The sequence below is a fragment of the Halococcus saccharolyticus DSM 5350 genome, assembly GCF_000336915.1.
GTDB classification, from domain to species: domain Archaea; phylum Halobacteriota; class Halobacteria; order Halobacteriales; family Halococcaceae; genus Halococcus; species Halococcus saccharolyticus.
This window is the reverse complement of sequence record NZ_AOMD01000015.1, coordinates 97,116-116,550: the sequence shown is the minus strand read 5'-3', so window position 1 is coordinate 116,550 and position 19,435 is coordinate 97,116. Positions and strand designations below refer to the sequence as shown.

Annotated in this window: 15 protein-coding genes; 9 read left to right on the top strand and 6 right to left on the bottom strand. The window is 65.8% G+C overall.

The window, feature by feature from the left end; all coding sequences use genetic code 11:
- The first annotated feature begins 92 nt into the window (after window positions 1-92).
- Entirely contained in the window at window positions 93-1,355 is a 1,263-nt protein-coding gene (locus C449_RS05255) for an MgtC/SapB family protein (RefSeq protein ID WP_049913927.1), read from the top strand.
- A gap of 107 nt (window positions 1,356-1,462) precedes the next feature.
- Window positions 1,463-1,927, top strand: coding sequence for a hypothetical protein (locus tag C449_RS05250; protein ID WP_006076926.1), 465 nt, complete (start codon window positions 1,463-1,465; stop codon window positions 1,925-1,927).
- A gap of 18 nt (window positions 1,928-1,945) precedes the next feature.
- Here C449_RS05250 and C449_RS05245 read toward each other — a convergent pair whose 3' ends face one another.
- Together C449_RS05245 and C449_RS18820 are read right to left on the bottom strand one after the other, a co-directional pair.
- A complete protein-coding gene (locus tag C449_RS05245; protein WP_006076925.1) occupies window positions 1,946-2,932 on the bottom strand; it encodes a metallophosphoesterase family protein in 987 nt (328 codons plus the stop codon).
- Between the two features lie 213 nt (window positions 2,933-3,145).
- Window positions 3,146-3,271, bottom strand: coding sequence for a hypothetical protein (locus C449_RS18820; protein ID WP_275039164.1), 126 nt, complete (start codon window positions 3,269-3,271; stop codon window positions 3,146-3,148).
- Between the two features lie 176 nt (window positions 3,272-3,447).
- Between C449_RS18820 and C449_RS05235 the strand changes: the two genes are divergently transcribed.
- A complete protein-coding gene (locus C449_RS05235; RefSeq protein WP_006076923.1) occupies window positions 3,448-4,488 on the top strand; it encodes a zinc-binding dehydrogenase in 1,041 nt (346 codons plus the stop codon).
- A 39-nt stretch (window positions 4,489-4,527) separates the two neighbouring features.
- On the opposite strand, the gene C449_RS05230 is transcribed toward C449_RS05235, so the two are convergent.
- Entirely contained in the window at window positions 4,528-4,932 is a 405-nt protein-coding gene (locus C449_RS05230; protein ID WP_006076922.1) for a hypothetical protein, read from the bottom strand.
- Window positions 4,933-5,032: 100 nt separating this feature from the next.
- On the opposite strand from C449_RS05230, the gene C449_RS05225 reads away from it, so the two are divergent.
- On the top strand, window positions 5,033-6,271 hold the full coding sequence (locus C449_RS05225; RefSeq protein ID WP_006076921.1) for a mandelate racemase/muconate lactonizing enzyme family protein: 1,239 nt from the start codon (window positions 5,033-5,035) through the stop codon (window positions 6,269-6,271).
- Window positions 6,272-6,411: 140 nt separating this feature from the next.
- Here the strand turns inward: C449_RS05225 and C449_RS05220 are convergent, their stop codons facing one another.
- Window positions 6,412-10,257 (bottom strand): glycoside hydrolase family 97 catalytic domain-containing protein, encoded by a 3,846-nt coding sequence (locus C449_RS05220; RefSeq protein WP_049913926.1) that lies wholly within the window; start codon window positions 10,255-10,257, stop codon window positions 6,412-6,414.
- A 338-nt stretch (window positions 10,258-10,595) separates the two neighbouring features.
- Between C449_RS05220 and C449_RS05215 the strand changes: the two genes are divergently transcribed.
- The 5 genes from C449_RS05215 to dgoD are packed head-to-tail and all read left to right on the top strand — an operon-like array spanning window position 10,596 to window position 16,436.
- The gene (locus C449_RS05215; RefSeq protein ID WP_049913909.1) at window positions 10,596-12,023 is read left to right on the top strand and encodes an ABC transporter substrate-binding protein; all 1,428 of its coding nucleotides are present in this window, start codon (window positions 10,596-10,598) and stop codon (window positions 12,021-12,023) included.
- Window positions 12,001-13,068: a carbohydrate ABC transporter permease gene (locus C449_RS05210; RefSeq protein ID WP_006076918.1), complete on the top strand. Its 1,068-nt coding sequence runs from the start codon at window positions 12,001-12,003 to the stop codon at window positions 13,066-13,068. Before C449_RS05215 ends, C449_RS05210 begins: the two co-directional genes overlap by 23 nt.
- Window positions 13,065-14,018: a carbohydrate ABC transporter permease gene (locus C449_RS05205; RefSeq protein ID WP_049913908.1), complete on the top strand. Its 954-nt coding sequence runs from the start codon at window positions 13,065-13,067 to the stop codon at window positions 14,016-14,018. The genes C449_RS05210 and C449_RS05205 overlap by 4 nt, the downstream gene beginning before the upstream one ends.
- 55 nt (window positions 14,019-14,073) lie before the next feature.
- Window positions 14,074-15,240, top strand: a complete 1,167-nt coding sequence (locus C449_RS05200; protein ID WP_006076916.1) for an ABC transporter ATP-binding protein — start codon at window positions 14,074-14,076, stop codon at window positions 15,238-15,240.
- A 44-nt stretch (window positions 15,241-15,284) separates the two neighbouring features.
- The gene (gene dgoD / locus C449_RS05195; protein ID WP_006076915.1) at window positions 15,285-16,436 is read left to right on the top strand and encodes a galactonate dehydratase; all 1,152 of its coding nucleotides are present in this window, start codon (window positions 15,285-15,287) and stop codon (window positions 16,434-16,436) included.
- Between the two features lie 12 nt (window positions 16,437-16,448).
- On the opposite strand, the gene gfo6 is transcribed toward dgoD, so the two are convergent.
- On the bottom strand, window positions 16,449-17,540 hold the full coding sequence (gene gfo6, locus C449_RS05190; protein WP_006076914.1) for a D-xylose 1-dehydrogenase Gfo6: 1,092 nt from the start codon (window positions 17,538-17,540) through the stop codon (window positions 16,449-16,451).
- A gap of 142 nt (window positions 17,541-17,682) precedes the next feature.
- Complete coding sequence (gene pyk, locus C449_RS05185; protein ID WP_006076913.1) at window positions 17,683-19,425, bottom strand: pyruvate kinase; 1,743 nt, start codon at window positions 19,423-19,425, stop codon at window positions 17,683-17,685.
- Window positions 19,426-19,435: the final 10 nt, after the last annotated feature.

The window sequence follows — 19,435 nt, the reverse complement described above, 5'->3', positions numbered from 1 at the left end:
GGGCGAGCGGCGGTGCAGCGATGATCACGACAATGCTGAAGCCGAGCGACAGGCCGACGGACGTTTATACGCCGGCGGAGGAACGCCGAAGCGTGAGCCTCGTCGCTCAAGTGGCCGTCTCGCTCGACAGTCCCGTCGCGAGGATCGCGCTCGCGGGCGCGCTCGGGCTGTTTCTCGGTCTCGAACGCGAGTGGTCGGACAAGCCCGCGGGCATCCGGACGTTCTCGCTCATCACGCTGCTCGGCGCGGTGTTCACCACCCTCGATCGCGAGGGGCTGCTGGCGATCGGCGGTCTGCTCGTCATCGTCCAGGGAGCGGTGCTCGCGGTGCAGGGCCTCCGGGACGAGGACCTCGGACTCTCGCTCACGACCTCGGTCTCGATGCTGGTGGCCTACGGCGTCGGTGCGCTGACCGCCGCCGGCTACGTCATCGAGGGCGTGACCGTCGCCGTCCTGTCCTCGCTTCTCCTCGTACTGAAGCGCGAACTCCACAGTTTTGCGGGCGGGCTCTCGCGCGAGGAGCTCCGCTCGACCACCGAGTTCGCCATTCTCGCGTTCGTGATCTACCCGCTGCTGCCGACCGGCGACGTCACGATCGGCTCGGGCGAACTCGCGGTTGCGATCGAACCCCGAGTGGTGTGGCTGATGGTGGTCGCGGTCGCCGCCATCGGAATCGTGAACTACGCGATCGTCAGAACGTATGGGGGCCGGGGGATCGCCGTCACGGGCTTTTTCGGGGGGTTGGCCTCCTCGACTGCCGTGGTCGGGACGATGCTGGATTCGGTTCGGCAGCGCCCGACCATGACCTCCTACGCCGTCGCCGCCGTGTTGCTCGCGGACGCGGCGATGGCACTGCGGAACCTCGCGATCGTGCTCGCGTTCACCCTCCCGAACGTGCTCGTCGGCGCAGTCGTCCCGCTCGCGATCGTCGTCGTTGGAAGCGTCGCGATCGCGGCCGTCACCGCCGACTGGGACGAACAGGTGACGATGGATCTCGACAGTCCCTTCTCGCTCCGGAACGTGCTCGCGTTCGGCGCGATGTTCGCAGTGGTGGTCCTCGCCGGCGGGTTCGCCCAAGCTCAGTTCGGCGAGGTCGGCTTCTACGTCACCGCCGTCCTCTCGGGACTGGTTTCCTCGGCCGGCGCGACCGCCTCGACCGTCTCGCTCTATCGGACAGGAAGTCTCGGCTACGAGACCGCCGTGATCGCCGTCCTGCTCGCTACGGCGTCGAGCATCGGTGTCAAGGCCGCGCTGACCGCCGCCGGCCCAAGTCGGCAGTTCGCCACACGAGTCGCACTCTGGAGCGGCATCCTCCTCACCGGATCGCTCGCAGCGGCGGTCGTCCTGACGCTGTGAGAGGACGATCCCGCTCTATCCGGTATCTCCGTTCGTCCGTCGGCGACGTTAGTTCAGCCACGTGATGGTCGCGAGGTTTTATTACGTTCCGGTGTGAGTTATACGACATGAACTGGCGTCACACGCGACACGAGATCGTGACGGATCTCGTGGGTCGACCGTGGTGGGTCGCCGCAGTCGGAGCGGTCACGACGACGATGTACGCGCTCGCGATGCTCTACGCCGGCAGCCAGGGGATCGATCTCGGTGTCGCCGGTCATTTCGGTGGCGCTGCCGGCGGGTTCGCCGCCGGGTTCGCTCTCGGCACCAACGTCTACGACGGCGCGTCGGCAGGGCTCCGCGCCGGCTGCTTCGGGATCGCCGTGCTCTCGCTGCTGCTCGGGATCACCTCGTTCGTGGTCTGGTTTGCCGCGAGCGGGACCGCCTTCCTGTTCTATTCGCCGTTTTTCGCACTGCTCGCGGTCTGCCTGCTCGCGCCGATGTACGCCTTCGCCGGTCTGATCGGCGGGACGATCGGGATCGTGGTCCGTCGCTGGTTCGTTCCCGACCACCTGAACCCCAAGCCGCACTGATTTCGTTGGCTAGAGTCGTCAGGACGGCGGACGAACCGGCGGATCGCGCGGCCGCAACGCGGTCGCGTCGGTCGCCTCGTCGATCAGCGGCAACTCCCGAAAATAGCCGTCGTCGGCGGTGGCAACGAACGCTGCGGCGCGGTCGCCGCCTCGTCGTGCGTGCCGGTGCGCCTCTTCGAGCCCTCGTCGATCGGCGAGCGGGAGCAACGAGACGGTGGTTCCCCGAGGCTCGACGTGGACCAGCAGCGCCGCCTGAGGGAACGAACACGTCGCCGGCGCGATCACCTGACGAGCCGTCCCCGTATCGACCACCGCGGGCCAGTGGACGTGCCCCGAAACCACGAGCGGAGCGTCGTGGGTAGCGAGGACGTCGGCGACCGCGTCGGCGTTTCGGAGTCGGTAGTGCGAACTCGGGGCGAGCGCATCGATCCCCTCGGAGATCGCTCCGACCGGATGGTGAGTGACGACGACCGGTGACTCGACCTCGGCGAGCGTCGTGTCGAGCCACTCCAGCTGGGCCGCCGAGAGCGCCCCCTCGTGCGTGTCGACGAGTGATCCGTCGGGAGCGGTGGCGCTGTCGAGCATGACGAGATCGACGCCGCCGATCCGCACGACCGTAGGGAGCCTGCCGGGCGAGTACTGTCTCACGAACCGCTCGACCGGTGGCGTGTCGTGTTCGTCGGCCGCCTTCGGGACGTCGTGGTTCCCCGGAACGGCGACGAACGGCACGTCGCGATCGGCCAATAGCGCGTCCACCCGCTCGAACTCCGCGGGGGTTCCGTCCTTCGTGAGGTCACCGGTCGCGACGACCGCGTCGACGTCGAGCCGGTCTGCGTTGTCGAGCGCGGTCCGGAAGCGCGCCACGGTCCGATGGAAGACTTTCCACGTCCCCTCGGCGGTCGCGGTCACGTGCGGGTCCGCGACCACGGCGAACGTGGTCGAGCGACCGGTCGGTCGTGCGAACCGCGCGAGCACCGGTCCCCGCCCGCCTGCGTAGTTTCTCATTGTAGTCTCTGCTGGAAGCTGTCGACGACTGGTGGATAGCGATTGTGCCCGGAGTTTCTGTACCGATCCGTTGTGATACGTACCCACGGAGTACCGGTGATCGGAGCGCACGTTTTTGAGAAGATACGATACGGCCGCAGTACGATGCGCGGCCGCATGGGCAACGAACTCGACGGAAGCGACAGGGTGGCTTACAGTGGCGACGCGACGGCGTTACAGCGTGGCTCTCGCACCGTGATCGTTGAACAGGACGCCACACTCGTTGCACCGGCGCTGGTAGCCGGTGGTCCAGCTCGGCCGGACGTTCTCGGTCGTTTTGCAGATCGGGCAGTCTGACATTGGTCACCTCGTCCCCGGATGGATCCTGAGCGAGGAATCGATTGAGGCTACCGCCCGGACTCTCCGCATGAGTACGTTGCTCACGGAATCGCCGATCGGGGTCGTCCGCGTGGCGGTCGTGGGCGTCGATCTCCGCCATCGAAACCGCTATCCGGGCGTCGCGCCCACCACGCCCCATGCAGGCCGTCCAGTTCACCGAGCACGGCGACCGTGACGTCATCGAGTACGGCGAGTATCCCGATCCCGAACCCGATCGGAACGAGGCGCTCGTCGACGTGAAAGCCGGCGCGCTGAACCACCTCGACGTGTTCACCCGCGGCGGACTGCCGGGCGTCGACCTCGACATGCCCCACGTTCCCGGATCGGACGCCGCCGGCGTGGTCGAGGCAGTCGGCGAGGACGTCACCCGCGTCGAACCGGGCGACCGAGTCGCGGTCACCGCCGGCCGGTCGTGCGGAGAGTGCGAGTTCTGCCGCCACGGCGAGCATTCGCTCTGTGAGAGCTACCACATCATCGGCGAGCACGTTCAAGGGGTCCACTCCGAGCAGGCGGCCGTCCCCGCCGAGAACCTCGTGCCGGTCCCCGAGGGCGTCGATTGGGAGACCGCGGCCGCCGCGCCGCTCGTCTTCCAGACCGCGTGGCGGATGCTGGTCACACGGGCGGACCTCGGTCCCGGCGAGTCGATTCTCGTCCTCGGCGCGTCCGGGGGCGTGGGCCACGCCGCGGTCCAGATCGCGAAGTACGTCGGCGCGGAGGTGTACGCCACCGCGAGCACCGACGAGAAACTCGAGTACGCCCGCGAGTGCGGCGCGGACCACACCGTCAACTACGAGGAGACCGACTTCGCGCCCGCGATGCGCGAGGCCACCGACGGCCGCGGGGTGGACGTGGTGGTCGACTACGTGGGGCCAGCGACGTGGGAGGACTCGATCAAGTGTCTCGCCAAGGGCGGCCGGCTCGTGACCTGCGGGGCGACCACCGGGCCGAAAGCCGAGACCAACATCAATCGGGTGTTCTGGAAGCAAGTCGACATCCTGGGATCGACGATGGCCTCGCTGGGCGAGGTCGACGACGTCCTCTCGCTGGTGTGGGACGGTACGTTCGAGCCGAAGATCCGCGAGACGCTCCCGATGAGCGAAGCCGCCCGCGCCCACGAGATGCTCGAAGAGCGCGAGGGATTCGGGAAAGTCGTCGTAGTTCCCGACAGCGAACGATAGCCACCGGCGATCGGCGAGAGGAAGACGGTGGAAAACGACTCAGATTGCGGGGATTCCGATGGCCTCGAAGGGAACGGTCGTATAGACTGCGATCACGTAGAGAACGATGATCGAGATCACCCACGCGAGGAGGGCCGCGGGAACGGCACTCACGATCCCGCCGGAGTACCGGAGGTAGAGCACGACGATCCAGATGAGGAGGGCGACGAGTGCGCCGGCGAACGGCGTGATGCCGACATCGTAGACGTTGAGCGCGAGGCTCACAATGCCCCACACGGCCGCACTGAGTATCGAGGAGACGAGAGCGTGGACGAACGAGGGATGTTGATCCGAGACGAGCCGGATGCCGAGGTAGTTTCCGATCCCACCGGCGAACATGCTCACGGCGAAGATGATCGCCGTCCCGGTCAGAATATCCACCGTTTCGAGCTGTAACGGTTGCACGAGTTTCGACTCTGACCGAACGGGAATAGTCCTGGGGCTTGCATTCACCACCTGAATCCGTCCCCTCACGATTTATTAGTGAGCGAGTAAAGGATCGGGTATGCCGGTGGACTACACACAGCTCCACGATCCGAACGCCGAGTACACGATGCGCGACCTCTCGGCCGGAACCATGGGGATTCGCGCGAAACGCGGCGGCGGCCGCGACGTCGAGATCACCGACGTCCAGACCACGATGGTCGACGGCAACTTCCCGTGGACCCTCGTACGGGTGTACACCGATGCGGGGATCGTCGGCACCGGCGAGGCCTACTGGGGGGCCGGGGTCTCGGAGGTCATCGATCGGATGACGCCGTTCGTGGTCGGGGAGAACCCGCTCGATCTCGATCGGCTGTACGAGCACCTGATTCAGAAGATGTCGGGCGAGGGCTCGATCGAGGGCACGGTCGTCACCGCCATCTCGGGCATCGAGATCGCGCTCCACGATCTCGCAGGGAAGATCCTCGAACTCCCCGCCTACCAGCTGCTGGGTGGGAAGTACCGCGACGAGGTGCGGGTCTACTGTGACTGTCACGCCGGCGAGGAGGAAGACCCCGAGGCGAACGCCGACGAGGCCGAGCGCGTCGTCGAAGAACTGGGCTACGACGCGCTGAAGTTCGATCTCGACGTTCCCTCGGGCCACGAGAAGGATCGGGCGAATCGCCACCTCCGGAACGCCGAAATCGATCACAAAGCCGAGATCGTCCGTGCGGTGACCGAACGTCTCGACGGTCGGGCCGACGCCGCCTTCGACTGTCACTGGGCGTTTTCGGGCGGGAGCGCAAAGCGCATCGCGCGCGCAATCGAGGACTACGACGTCTGGTGGCTCGAAGATCCGGTGCCGCCGGAGAACCACGACGTCCAGCGCGAGGTCAGCCAGTCGACGACCGTCCCGATCACCGCCGGCGAGAACGTCTACCGCAAGCACGGCCACCGCCGGCTCCTCGAAGAGCAGGCCGTCGACGTGGTCGCGCCCGACCTCCCGAAGGTCGGCGGGATGCGCGAGACCAGGAAGATCGCGGACCTCGCCGACACCTACTACGTCCCGGTGGCGATGCACAACGTCTCCTCGCCGGTGGCGACGATGGCGAGCGCGCACGTCGGCGCGGCGATTCCCAACTCGCTCGCGGTCGAGTACCACTCCTACCAGCTCGGGTGGTGGGAGGACCTCGTCGAGGAATCGGTCATCGCTGACGGCTCGATCGACGTACCCGAGGAGCCGGGCCTCGGGCTGACGCTCGATCTCGATGCGGTCGAAGAACACATGATCGACGGTGAGGAGCTGTTCGACGAAGCGTAGTCGCATCGAACCCGTGAATCAGCGATTCGCGACGTTCGACGGAACGTAACTGTTACCGGAGCAGAAGACAATCTTCCTCGCCGTTCACCGAAGCGTCCGGAAGAGCGGCGATGTCAGTCAGTCGCCGTCTCTTGTCCGAATCAGAGTGAGCGGAACGGAAGCGTCGCGCGCTGTCCGGCCGAGTACGACAGTGCCGCGGGCTGGGAAACGCCATCGGGCGTGATCAGGTCCACGATGCGCGGAGCCACGTCTGCCGCACCCGACTTCGCCCCGCCGAAAACGTACGCTCCCTTCTGTTCTGCGACCGGACGGAGCGTCCCCCGGTCTTCGGACTGGACCATCGCGATGACTTCGAGATCCGCAGTGTCGACGCCGTCGAAGGCGTCCCGATCGAGCGTCAACGTGATCGTTCCGGCCGACATATCGACGGACTCGTTGAGACTCACCGTGTTGTCGTCGGCGTTGGTCACGGGCGCGCCCGTCGCGTCGACGATGCTCTTGGTGAACCCGCTGATCTCCAGACGGTAGTGCCAGGGCTGCTCGAACTCGACTGTCGCACCGAGGTCGTCGAGACTACTGGTCGAGCCACCGCTCTTGGCGGGATCGCGGACCCAGAGGACGAACATCTGTGGCGAGAAGCCGCGACTGCTCCCGAAGGCGTTGTAGAGGTTCTCGACCTCGAAGGTGAATTCGTAGATACTCGGCGTCTGCTCGACCACGAACGACTGGAGATCGAACGCACCCGATCGGAACGCGTCGGCGGTCGGATAGGTGTAGCCACCAGGGCCGTCGTCGTCACCCGACGGATCGCTGATGTCGGCGACGGTCGCGGGCGGTTTGATCGTCACGGTCTCCGCGGCCAGCGTCGTCCCGTCGGTCGTGCGCACGCGAACGTCGTAGGTCCCTGGCTCGTCGATCGTGGAGGAGAACGTGTAGCTCGCATCCGTGGTGTTCGGCGGGAAGCGGACGTTCGCGCTCGACGCCACTTCGCCGTCGACGGCGATCTCGACGGTCGTCCCACCGATGAAGTCGCTCGCGTTCGATCCCGTGGCCGTGATGAAGGTCTCCTGGACGAACACCTCGTCCGCGATGGCGACGTCCACCTCCTGGGTGGGCCGTTCGTATCGCGGTAGTTCCCCGACTTCCCCGTCGGTGGCCCGACGGAAGCGGACGGCGGTGCCGCCGGTCTCGACCATCGAGGCCAGCAGCGTCGTCCGTGGCGTGACGATGGCCTCGTCGACACGAACGTCCGCAAGGTTCGCGTCGTACGCCGCGTCGATCCCGTCGGAGTAGATCTCCGCGACGTACTTCGGGCCGTTCGGGACTTTTTGGTCGCCCCTTTCGTCTTCCTCGTCGTGTTTTTCGTGTCCGTTGCCGCTCGCCTTCCCGTGACCCTTGCCCTTGCCGCGGTGGTCGTCGTGGCCTCGTCCCTTCGATTTCTCGTGACCCTTTCCACGACCGTTCCCATTGCCTCTACCACGGCCGCCTCGTTCGTCTTTCTCCCCGTTCACTCGGTGTCCCTTTCGCTTACCGGGCGCGAGGAAGTCGAGCGGAACGTCGAGCGCGCGGCCGTTCTCGTCGGTCATCGCGCCGACGTACCACTCCTCGTCCTTCTGGCGGGCGGTCACCGTGTACTCGCCGATCGCAGCGTCGAGCACGCGTGTGTCGTCCCAGCCGGCGGCCGGCACGTCCTCGATGAACTGGAACTCCTCGACGGTCGGTCCACGAATCGGTGCGGTCTCGGGTGCTGGCATCGACTCGCCCGTCTCGGTGACGGCGATCGAATCGAGGTTGAATCCGCCGGAGTCACCATCGGCCAACGACACCGAAATCGTGTTCTCGCCGGCCGCCAGCGAGATTGTCGTCGAGATCGCTGTCCACTCGTCCCAGTATTCGGTCGGCGGGAACGTGAGGTGAGTGCGCGCCGAACCGTCGACTGTCACCGTTGCCGTTCGGTCGGTGTCCGCCGGAACAGCGTTGTCCTCGGCGTCGCTCGCGTACCGGAGATGGAGCTCGTACTCGCCCGCGCTCTCGACGTTCTCGATCGTCCACGAGACCGACGCTCCCGTGCCGGCGTTGTTCGGATCGACCCGGACGTACCGTTCGCCCTGTGCGTTGGCCCACCGCGCACCAGTCGGGAATCCCTCGATCTCGCCGAACTCCGCCTGGGCGACCGCGTCGGTTTCGAGGGTCGCCGGCCGATCCGCGAGATAGGAACTCGGGAGGTCCGCAGCCATGTGCAGGCCGCTGAAGTAGGTGGGATACATCGCGAGCTGTTTCGCTCGGGTCGTCTCGATCCCGCCCGATCCCGAGTCCATATCGAAGATGCCCGGAGTGAACTCGACCGGCCCACCGAGCATCCGGGTGAAGGGGAACGTGACGTGGTGTGAAGGGTCGATATACCCGAAGGAATCGTACTCCTGGCCCAGCACACCCTCGCGAGTCATCACGTTGGGATAGGTGCGGCGCTCGCCGGTCGGTTTGATCGGTTCGTGGACCTCCAGCATCTGGCGGTGTTTCGCGGCTTCGCGGTAGACGAGGTGGTGGTGGTTGACCAGCGCCTGGCAGTGGTGATTGTAGGTCGTCCCATCGATCGAGACCCCGCTGTCGGCGACGTAGCCCGTCTTGATCGAGCGAATGCCTTTTTCGTCGTAATCAGCGAAGGGGTTCGGATCGTCGTCGAGTTGGCTCTCGTAGTTCGAGACGTTGCCCGCCGTCTCGTTGTGGGCGGTCATCTCGACCGACGGATCGAGTTCCCGACCGAAGTCGACGACTTCCTGCCAGTCGAAGTCGGGGTACGGGTCGTCGAAATCCATCGTGGAGCCGTCGCCCGGATACGAATCCCAGCCCTCGTTCCAGCCCTCGACGAGCACGCTCGGAATCTCGTGCTCGCTCGCGAACTCCATGTACTGCTTCATCCGCCCGGTTTGAGCACCGTGGTTGCCGGTTTCGGGGCCCGTGTACTCCCAGTCCGCGCGGCCAGTGATCATCAGCCACCAGATCCCGATGAATTTCTGGGGTTCGATCCAGTCGGTTCCCTGTGGGAACGCCTCGGGATCACGCGGCTCGTTGAGGTTGACGACCAGGTTCGACTCGACGAGGTCGCCCGGTCGCTCGCCGAGCTGTACCGTGCGCCACGGCGTTCGGTGGGGGGCCGACGCCGTCACCTTCGTTCCGTCCGGGAGCGGCGCGAGGTTCGATTCGAAGGTCGTCGAACCGTTCGATACCGGACGAACAGCCATCGAGGCGTAATCCACGAGGTTCGCCTCGTGAACGCTCACGTAGCGATCCTCGGCAGTCTTCATCGTGATCGGGGTGTGCGCCCCACCCGTCGGGCTCTGTGAGCCGATTTCGGAAAGCGGCGTCTCCTCGTAGGCGTACTCGTAGCTGTTGAAGTCGCTCTGGATCCACCACGCCGTAGAGTCGTCGGCGAAGGCGAACTGCGTCCGTTCGGCGCTGATGGTGAACTCGCCGAACCCGCTGTCCTCGGGGAAGACGAACCGAAATCCCACACCGTCGTCGAACGCACGGACCGCCAGCGTGAGTGCACGCCCGGAGCCACCGGACTCTCGGAGCCCCAAACGGAGTTCCGCGTAGTGTTCGCGGATCTCGTCGTACCGATCCCAGACCGGCGTCCACGTCTCGTCCACCGTCGAGCGTTCGGTTCCGGTGACGGTGACGCCATCCCGAAAGGCGGGCTGGTTTTCGAACTCGAACCCGAGCGTCGAGTTCTCGATAACGGTCGTTCCACCGTGGGCGATGCGGTAGCTCGGAACGCCATCGGTGACGTCCACCGTGACTGCGACGGTCCCGTCGGGTGAGGTGACGGTCTGGGTGGGTGAGTCATCGCCCGCAGTCACCTGCGCCGCAGCGGCGTCCGAAACGCTGAGCGAGAAGGCCGACGCCGCAGCCAGTGACGTCAATCCACCGACGAACTGTCGACGACCGATCCGTTGTGAAGTGTGCTGACTTCCTTCGTCAAACATCATCTCACACACCACATCGGAGGTCAATAAACATTATTTCAAATTCGAATGGTTTTCCTGAGAGAACGTGCTGACGTCGGGTGCAACCATCCGTCCGCGGAGAAGTGACTGCAGTGAACAGACGAATCACTCGACGTAGCTGCAACGACCGATACGTCCCGGACAGTGCAACGACCAACACGATACCACACCAGTGACGATCGAACGAGAGAGTGCCCCAGCGAACGACACGTCCCACCTACCGCGATTTCGCCTTTTTCTAGAGTGATACACGATGACGAGTAAATCCACGAAAGAGTTTTACAATCGGGTTTCAATGTCTGGATGTCGAGAGAACCATGACAGATTCGGATCCGGGACATTCACGGCGGTCGTACCTGAAGCGCGCAGCGATAGCAAGCACCGTCGGCATGGCCGGTCTCGCCGGCTGTACGGGCGGCGGTGGCGGTGGTGGTAACGGCAGCGGCGGCAACGAGAGCGGCGGTGGTGCCAACGGCAGCAGTGGTAACGGAAGTGGTAGCAACGGCAGTAGTGCCAACGGCAGCAGCAGTGGCGGCAGTAGTGGAAACCTCACCGTGTTGCACGGCTGGACCGGTGGCGACGGCGCGACGGCCCTCGATAACCTCGTCGAGGGGTTCGAGGAAGCCAACCCCGACGTCAGCGCGAACTTCCAGGCGATCGGTGGCGGTGGCAACACCAACCTCGACACCACCATCTCCAACCGCGCCCAAAACCAAAATCTCCCCGCATCGTGGGCCGACTGGCCCGGGCTCAACCTCGTTCCGTTCACCGAGGCCGGACTCCTCGCCGACGTCGGCGAGCAGGTCTGGACCGACGATCTCCGCAGCAACTACTCCCAGGAAGCCAAAACCTACTCCCAGGTCGGCGAGGACGCCGGCTCCATCGGCGACGGCCCCTACGTCGCCGTCCCCATCGGCTCCCACCGGATGAACGACCTCTTCTACAACGTCTCGGTCGTCGAGGAAGCCGGCGTCGATCCCACCAGCTTCTCGCAACCATCCGATCTCCTCGCGGCGATGAAGACTGTCGAAGAGGAGACCGACGCGGTCGGGATGGCCCAGGGCCTCCAGGCCCCCTTCACCACGCTCCAGCTCTGGGAGGTCGTCCTCCAGGGCCAGGCGGGCTATCAGCCGTTCATGGACTACATCAACGGCGAGGGTGACGAACAGGCCGTGCGATCGGCGTTCGAAATGGTCAACCAGTACTTCAATCACATCAACCAGAACGCCTCCAGCGTCGGGTTCACCCAGGCGAACCAACTGATCATGAACGGCGAGGCCGCGTTCATGCACCAGGGCAACTGGGTGGCTGGCGCGTACCGCAACCAGGATGGCTTCGAGTACGAATCCGACTGGAACAACGTCTCCTTCCCCGGCACCGACGACATGTACGGGCTGCATCTCGACTCGTTCCCCATGGCGGCCAGCGCCGCCGATTCCCAGGCTGCACAGGCGTGGCTCTCGTACGTCGGCACGCCCGATGCCCAGGTTCGCTTCAACCAGTACAAAGGATCGATCCCGCCGCGCACCGACGTCCCCACCGACGAGTTCGGCCCCTACCTCACCCAGACCATCGAGGACTACAACAACGTCTCGAACAAGCCGCCGACGATCGCCCACGGTCTCGCCGTGCTGCCGGACGTCCACAGCGAGATCGACGGCGTAATCACCGATTCCTTCCTCGGCTCGGAAGACCTCGACGCCGCGACCCAGGGGATGCTTGATGCCGTCTCCGGATCGAACTGACCCCCACGAAACGGTGCGATCGAGACTCCGCGGGCTCGCCGAGCGGCTCACTCCCGGTTCCGACGACCGATCGAGCGACGATGACGCGCGCGCGGTACGCACCGACGGCGGCACGACCGTGAGCGGCGGCTCCGGCTCGACCGCCACGAGCCAAGGAGGATGGCTCCGATCGCTCCGAAAGAGCGGCTTCGTCAGCTCGCTGCCGTTCTGGCTCCCGCCGTTCCTCCTGATGGGCCTGTTCGTCTACGGAGCCATCGGGTGGAACTTCCTCATCTCGCTCACCGACATGGAGGGGTTCGGCGATCCCGAGTACTCCTCGCTTGATTTCGAGCAGTACACCGAGCTGTTCGCGAGCCAAACGTTCATCGACGCCGCGCGCAACACCTTCGTGTTGCTCGTCGCGTTCACGATCCTGTGTATCGTGCTCGGGCTCGTGCTCGCCATCCTCCTCGATCGCACGATCCGGTTCCAGAACACCTTCCGGACGCTGTACCTCCTGCCGTTCAGCCTCTCCTTTGTGGTGACGGCCCAGCTCTGGTCGTGGATGTACGACATCGAAAACGGGATCGTCAACTCGATTCTGGGCGTCGTGGGGCTTCAGCCGGACTGGATCGGCAACCCGCAACTGGTGCTTGGAGCTGTTATCTTCGCGCTGGTCTGGCAGTTCAGCGGCTACACCATGGTGGTCTTTCTCGCCGGACTCCAGACTATCCCCGACGAGCACTTCGAGGCCGCACGCATCGACGGCGCGAGCACCGTCAAAATGTACTGGCGGGTGATCGTGCCCCAGCTCCGCGGCTCGATGATCAGCGCGCTCGTCGTGTTGATGATCGCCGCGCTCAAAGCGTTCGACTTCCTCTACGCGCTGTTCGGTCAGTACCGACCGGCCGCGGGGGCCGACATCCTCGCGACGTTCATGGTCCGAGAGGCGTACTCGAACCAGAACTGGGCGTACGGCTCGGCGATCGCGATCGTGCTCTACGTGCTCGCGTTGCTGGTCGTGATCCCGTATCTCTACAGTCAGTACCGGCGAGGTGAGCTATGACCGATCGAAATGATGGAACAACGATGACCGACGGCGGCACGGCAACGCCCTCGACGCTCGACAGCGTGCGCGATTCCATCAGCTGGTGGCGGATCGCGCTCTACGCGGCGCTCACGGTGATCGGGGTGTACTTCCTCATCCCGATCGAAGCAGGATTGGTCACGTCGTTCAAGACCGGCGAGTCGGTCATCCGCACCGCGCCGTACGCACCACCGGGACCGGGTGGGTTCACGCTCGACAACTGGACGGGGGCGTTCGACGCGCTCGCGCCCGGCCTCGTCAACAGCCTCATCATGACGATCCCGGCGACGGTGCTCGGCGCGCTGTTCGGCAGCCTCGCGGCCTACGGGCTGACTCAGATCAGCTGGCGCGGCCAGATCCCGATCCTCGCGCTGTTCGTCGCCGGCGTGTTCATCCCGTACCAAGCGGTGTTGGTGCCGCTCTCGCAGTTCTGGTCGATGATCCCGCTCGAAGAGCTGCTGTCGCCGCTGTGGGCGCTGCCCTTTTTCCACCCCTACCAGACCGACCTCGTCGAGCTGATCGTCACCCACACGGCCTACGGGATCCCGATCTGTACCGTGCTGTTCAGAGGATACTACGTCGGGCTCTCCGAGGAGATGATCGAGGCGGCCCGACTCGACGGCGCGAGCGCGTTCGGGATCTACCGGCGGGTCGTGTTGCCGCTGTCGGCTCCGATGTTCGCGGTGACGCTGATCTATCAGTTCACCCAGATCTGGAACGAGCTACTGTTCGCGCTGATCCTGATCGGCGGTGCGGGCTCGCCAGCCGCCCCGGTGACGCTCTCGCTGGTCGGACTGGGCGCGAGCCTCGAAGGCATCGATTTCGGCCTCCGGATGGCCGGCGCGTTCCTGACCGCGCTGCCGACGCTGTTGGTGTTCATCATCTTCGGCGATCAGTTCGCCCGCGGCGTCGCGGGAGGCGGAACATGACGCGATCACGACTCACGACACCTATGACACACGATACGCGACGGAGGAGAGACTGATGGCTGAACTCACGCTCGATCACGTGACGAAACGCTTCGCGGACGGCGGCGGCGATATCGTCGCGGTCGACGACGTCTCGGCCGACATCGACGACGGCGAGTTCATCGTCCTCGTCGGGCCGTCGGGCTGTGGCAAGTCGACCACGCTCCGGATGATCGCGGGGCTGGAAAGCGTTACTGAGGGGACGATCACTCTCGACGACCAGGCGATCAACGACCGCCAGCCCGCCGACCGGGACATCGCGATGGTGTTCCAGAGCTACGCGCTCTACCCCCACATGACCGTGCGCGAGAACATGAGCTTCGGGCTCGAAGAGAGCACGGACATGCCCGACGACGAGATCGACGAGCGCGTCGAGTCGGCCGCCGGAATGATGGGGATCGATCGGCTGCTGGACCGCAAGCCAGGCGAGCTCTCCGGCGGCCAGCAACAGCGCGTCGCGCTCGGCCGCGCGATCGTCCGCGATCCCGCCGTCTTCCTGATGGACGAACCCCTCTCGAACCTCGACGCGAAACTGCGCTCGCAGATGCGGACCGAACTCCAGCGCATTCAGGAGGATCTCGGCGTCACCACCGTGTACGTCACCCACGACCAGACCGAGGCGATGACGATGGGCGACCGGATCGCGATCCTCGACGACGGCCGGCTCCAGCAGGTCGCCACGCCCTTGGAAGCCTACCACGAACCCGCGAACCAGTTCGTTGCGGGGTTCATCGGCGAACCCTCGATGAACTTCTTCGAGACCACCGTCGAGAACGGGCGACTGGTCGGCGACGGGTTCGAGTACCCGCTTTCCGAGGAGACACAGGAGTCGATCGGCAGTACCGACCGCGTGACGCTCGGCGTACGACCCGAGGACATCGAACTCGTCGACACGGTCGAAAGCGACCACGACTTCCGAACGGTGGTCGACGTGGTCGAACCGGTGGGCAGCGGCAACAACGTCTACCTCGCGTTCGAGGATAGCGAGGAGGCGTCCGAACTCGACATGGACGAGTCCCGGACGTTCGTGGCGACCATCGGCGGGCTCCGCCGTGTCGAGGCGGGCCAGCCGGCGGTCGCACGGATTCCCGAAGACGCGATCCACCTGTTCGACGCCGAGACCGGCGACGCGCTCCGCAACCGGAAGCTCGACGACGTCGAGACGGTCGAACCGCAGCTCTGAGCCGCGACGGCTGGCTTTTTCCCCGGTCGCCACGACCGACCTACGTGAGCGAAATCACCGACTACGAGCTGTTTGCCGTCCCGCCGCGCTGGCTGTTTCTGCGAGTGGAGACCAGCGACGGCCGGGTCGGCTGGGGCGAACCCGTCGTCGAGGGACGAGCGCGAACGGTCGAGACGGCCGTCGAAGAACTGTTCGACCAGCACCTGCTCGGTTCGGATCCCGACCCGATCGAGGATCACTGGCAGGCGATGTACCGCGGCGGGTTCTATCGGGGCGGTCCGATACTCATGAGCGCGATCGCGGGCGTCGACCAGGCGCTCTGGGATCTCAAGGGCAAGCAACTCGGCGCGCCGGTCTACGAACTCCTGGGCGGCCCGGTTCGAGACCGAATGCAAGTTTACGGCTGGATCGGCGGCGATCGGCCAAGCGACGTGGCCGACGCCGCACGCGAACGGGTCGAGTCGGGCCTCGACGCGCTCAAGATGAACGCCACCGCGGAGTTCCGCCGGATCGAGACCCCGGCGGCGGTCGCGGCTGCGGGCGACCGGCTCGCCGCGGTGCGCGAGGCCGTCGGTCCCGAGGTGGGGATCGGGGTCGACTTCCACGGCCGAGTCGCGAAACCGATGGCGAAGCGGCTCGTGCGCGCGCTCGAACCCCACGAGCCGATGTTCGTCGAGGAGCCGGTACTCCCCGAACACGACGACCACCTCCCCGAGATCAGGTCGTCGACCGCGGTCCCGATCGCGACCGGCGAACGTCACTACACCCGCGAGGACTTCCGCCCCGTGCTCGAAGCCGACGGTGTCGACGTGATCCAGCCCGACCTCAGCCACGCCGGCGGGATCACCGAGTGCCGGAAGATCGCGTCGATGGCTGCGGCTCACGACGTCGCGCTCGCGCCCCACTGCCCGCTCGGCCCGATCGCGCTCGCGTCGTGCCTTCAAGTCGACGCCTGTGCTCACAACGCGCTCATCCAGGAGCAGAGCCTCGGGATCCACTACAACGAGGGCAGCGACGTGCTCGACTACCTCGCCGACCCGTCGGTGTTCGAGTATAGCGATGGCTACGTCGATCTCCCCCAAGAGCCGGGGCTCGGGATCGAGATCGACGAGGAGTACGTCCGTGACCAGGCCGGCGACATCGACTGGCACAACCCGGTCTGGCGACACGACGACGGCAGCGTTGCGGAGTGGTAACAGGCGAGAGGTTCAGAGCTCGTCGGCCACGCCGACGACTGCGCCGGTTTCACCGGCCTCGTAGATCGCCCGCAGGATCTTCATGTCGGCCAGGCCGTGTTCGCCGTCGGGAAGCGGGTCCTCGTCCGCAAGCACCCGATCGGCGAAGTAGGTAAACTCCTCGGTCATCTGATCACGCTGGTCGAAATCGAGGGTGGCGTCGAGGTCGCCCCGGCGGATCCGGAGCCGACGGGGTTCGTCGGGGAAGAAGACGGGATCGAGTTCGAGTTCGCCCTCCGTCCCGGTGATCCGTAGATGACTCGACTGCGCAGCGTTCTGGCTCGCGGTGCAGACCGCGGTCACGCCATCGTCGAAATCCAGCCGGAAGCTCGCGCGCTCGTCGGGCACGTCCGCGAACGCGTCGTGAGTCGAGTCCATTCGAGCGGACACCGAAACGGGGTCGGCGTCGAGCACGAATCGTGTGGTGTTGAGCGGGTAGATACCGAGATCCATCACGCTCGCGCCGTAGCCCGCGAGGTCGGGATCGAGTCGCCAGTGGTTCGGGTCGTCGAACATATCGAGGAGGCGCTGGGTCATCGCGCCGTGGACTCCCACGACGTCGCCGACGAACCCCGAGTTCACGAGGTCGCGCGCCCGCCGAACCGCCGGCTCGGTGTGCATCCGGTAGGCGACCATCAGCGTGACGTCCTCGCAAACCGTGACGAGGTCCTCGGCGCGCTCGACAGTGGCTTCCATGGGTTTTTCACAGAGGATCGCCTTGTCGAGTGCGGCCGCAGTTTCGGCGTACTGGAGATGCAGCGCGTTCGGCGTGGCGATGTAGACCGCGTCGTAGGCTTCGCTCGCCACGCCGTCGTGGAACTCGTCGTAGGTCAGGCCGTGCTCGACCGTCGCGTGGGTGTCGGCGAGATCGGTCGCCCGCTCCTTCGAACTGCTGACGACGACCGTGGTCTCACAGAGTTCGGAGTCGGTGACGGCGGGCATCGCCATCTCTTTCGTCCACCATCCGAGTCCGATCATCGCGAATCGCACAGTCCCAGACGCGTCCGACCGCCAGTCGCGTTCGGTGAACCCGTCGAACAGTCCGTCGAGCGAGCCGTCGGTCATCGTTCACCGCGGGAGTCGTCCCCAGCGGGTGGTCGTCGGTCGGTACGAACGAGCGTGAGATGTGTCGTATCGTGTGTCATGGTGAAGGAGTCGCGTGCAGCGGTAGTGATCGGGGAAACGGTGTCGCGCGACGAACGAGCAGTTATCCGCCGACGCTCCCCTCGTAGACGACGCCGCGGCCGGCATCGAGCGTGACGCTGTCGCCCTCGTCGACACCGGGCAGCGAGACGTTCGAGATCATCGGGAGGCCGGTCTCGCGCGCGACGATCGCCGGATAGCCGGTGACGCCCTCGTGGGCGCTGACGATGCCCCCGAGTCGGGCCGAGTTACCGTCGAACTCGTCGTCGAAGTCGGCGGGGAGGGACAGGATCGTCCCTTCAGGAAGGTCAGTGAGATCACCGTCCACAGTACGAGAGAGCGGACCGGAGACTCGACCGTCGACGACGGATCGACCTGTCGCGAGGATCTCGGCCGCGACGTGAACCTTGAGCGTGTTGGTGGTGTTCGCGCCTTCGAGATCGGTCATCATCCCGGCGAGCACCACCACCGTGTCGCCTGCATCGGCGACGCCCGCGTCGAGTGCGGTCTGGACCGCGTTGCGGATCACGGCGTCCGCACTCTCGTTCGGTCCCGTCAGCGGCGCGTGTCGCGGGATCACCCCCGCTACGAGCCCGAGTCGGCGACGGACCTGATCGTCGGGCGTCACCGCGACCACCGGCACGTCGGGACGGTACTTCGCGGCCTTCCGGGCGGTGTAGCCCGACTCGGTGGCCGCGACCACCGCTGCGGCGTCGATGTCGCGGGCGAGATAGCGTGCGGATCGCGCGAGCGCGCCGGTCCGGGAGTCGCCGGGTTTGGGCACCATCCGCTCGATTCCCTCGGCGTACTCGGCGCTTTGCTCGATCTCGCCGACCAGACTGTGCATCGCCTCCACCACTCGCACGGGGTGATCGCCGACGGCCGTCTCACCCGAGAGCATCACCGCGTCGGTACCGTCGAGCACCGCGTTCGCGACGTCGGAGGCCTCCGCACGGGTGGGACGCCGGGCGTGGGTCATCGAATCGAGCATCTCGGTCGCGGTGATGACCGGGACGCCTGCCGCGTGACACCGACGGATGATCCGCTTTTGGATCAGCGGGACTTCCTCCAGGGGACACTCCACACCGAGATCGCCGCGGGCGACCATCACGCCGTCGGCCGCCTCGACGATCCCGTCGAGATTCGCCACCGCGTCGGCGCGCTCGATCTTGGCGATCACCGGGATTTCGGCGTCGCGGGCTTCGAGCGCCTCGTTGACGGCGTACACGTCGTCGGCACTCCGGACGAAACTCGCGGCGACGAAATCGACGTTGGCATCGGCGGCGAGATCGAGTTCGCGTTGGTCGTCCTCGGTGGGCACGTCGAGACCGAGGTCTACGCCGGGGACGTTGACACCCGCGCGCCCGCCGAGTGGCCCGCCCGAATCGACGCGCGCGCGGACCGCGTTCCCCGCGCTTTCCTCGACGGTGGTCTCGATCCGACCGTCGTCGAGCAACACCCGATCGCCGGGCTCGACGCCCGTGATCGACGTCGAGAGCCCGACCTCTTCGGGGGTCGCGGTCTCGCCTTCGACGAACCGAATCTCCGATCCCGTCGCGAGCTCGATCGACTCGTCGAGCGGCGCGGTCCGGACCTCGGGGCCGGGGAGGTCGAGCAGCGTGGCGACCGACGCTTCGCTCGTCGCGTCGACGTCTCGGACCCGCTCGATGAGGGTCGCTCGGTCGTCGGTCGAGCCGTGGCTGGCGTTGAACCGTGCGAGCGCCATGCCGGCGTCGGCGAGCGCCGCGACGGTTTCGCGCGACTCCGAGGCAGGACCGAGCGTACAGACGATTTTCGTTGTATGCATGGTTCTCCGG

What these genes read in the sequence shown, in the direction of transcription:
- C449_RS05250 (WP_006076926.1), top strand. Translation starts at nt 1,463, where the DNA reads ATGAACTGGCGTCACACGCGACACGAGATCGTGACGGATCTCGTGGGT.
- C449_RS05245 (WP_006076925.1), bottom strand. Translation starts at nt 2,932, where the DNA reads ATGAGAAACTACGCAGGCGGGCGGGGACCGGTGCTCGCGCGGTTCGCA.
- C449_RS18820 (WP_275039164.1), bottom strand. Translation starts at nt 3,271, where the DNA reads ATGTCAGACTGCCCGATCTGCAAAACGACCGAGAACGTCCGGCCGAGC.
- C449_RS05235 (WP_006076923.1), top strand. Translation starts at nt 3,448, where the DNA reads ATGCAGGCCGTCCAGTTCACCGAGCACGGCGACCGTGACGTCATCGAG.
- C449_RS05225 (WP_006076921.1), top strand. Translation starts at nt 5,033, where the DNA reads ATGCCGGTGGACTACACACAGCTCCACGATCCGAACGCCGAGTACACG.
- C449_RS05220 (WP_049913926.1), bottom strand. Translation starts at nt 10,257, where the DNA reads ATGTTTGACGAAGGAAGTCAGCACACTTCACAACGGATCGGTCGTCGA.
- C449_RS05215 (WP_049913909.1), top strand. Translation starts at nt 10,596, where the DNA reads ATGACAGATTCGGATCCGGGACATTCACGGCGGTCGTACCTGAAGCGC.
- C449_RS05210 (WP_006076918.1), top strand. Translation starts at nt 12,001, where the DNA reads ATGCCGTCTCCGGATCGAACTGACCCCCACGAAACGGTGCGATCGAGA.
- C449_RS05205 (WP_049913908.1), top strand. Translation starts at nt 13,065, where the DNA reads ATGACCGATCGAAATGATGGAACAACGATGACCGACGGCGGCACGGCA.
- C449_RS05200 (WP_006076916.1), top strand. Translation starts at nt 14,074, where the DNA reads ATGGCTGAACTCACGCTCGATCACGTGACGAAACGCTTCGCGGACGGC.
- gfo6 (WP_006076914.1), bottom strand. Translation starts at nt 17,540, where the DNA reads ATGACCGACGGCTCGCTCGACGGACTGTTCGACGGGTTCACCGAACGC.
- pyk (WP_006076913.1), bottom strand. Translation starts at nt 19,425, where the DNA reads ATGCATACAACGAAAATCGTCTGTACGCTCGGTCCTGCCTCGGAGTCG.